The organism is Mesorhizobium sp. M4B.F.Ca.ET.214.01.1.1 (assembly GCF_004791545.1).
GTDB lineage: Bacteria > Pseudomonadota > Alphaproteobacteria > Rhizobiales > Rhizobiaceae > Mesorhizobium > Mesorhizobium abyssinicae.
This window is the reverse complement of record NZ_SRUX01000154.1, coordinates 1-347: the sequence shown is the minus strand read 5'-3', so window position 1 is coordinate 347 and position 347 is coordinate 1. Positions and strand designations below refer to the sequence as shown.

At 64.6% G+C, this 347-nt stretch carries 2 pseudogenes; both read right to left on the bottom strand.

Annotated features, from left to right (window positions below):
- Positions 1-106: pseudogene (locus tag EN857_RS36035) on the bottom strand (aminotransferase); the annotation flags it as partial.
- 48 nt (positions 107-154) lie between these two features.
- A pseudogene (locus EN857_RS33695) lies at positions 155-347 on the bottom strand (aspartate aminotransferase family protein); the annotation flags it as partial.

The window sequence follows — 347 nt, the reverse complement described above, 5'->3', positions numbered from 1 at the left end:
GCCAGACACCCTCGCCGCGCACCAGATGCACGGGCTCGTCGTAGAACAGTTGCGATTTCGCGCCGAGCAGCCGGCCACGCCGGCTAACCAGTGTTTCCCCAGCCAGTTCTTGCCGCGATTGGGCCATCGGTGTACCAAACCTCCGTTGCATGCGTCAGACCTTCGACAGGCCTGCGTCGATCGCCTCACCGATCTTCGCGACATCGGCGGCGCTGATGATGAGCGGCGGCGACAGGATGATGTTGTTGCCGGAGACGCGCAGCATGACGCCGGCCTCGTAGGCCGCCTCCGAAACGACAGCCATGGTCTTCTTGTCGGCGGGTTTCTTCGTCGCGCGGTCGGCAACC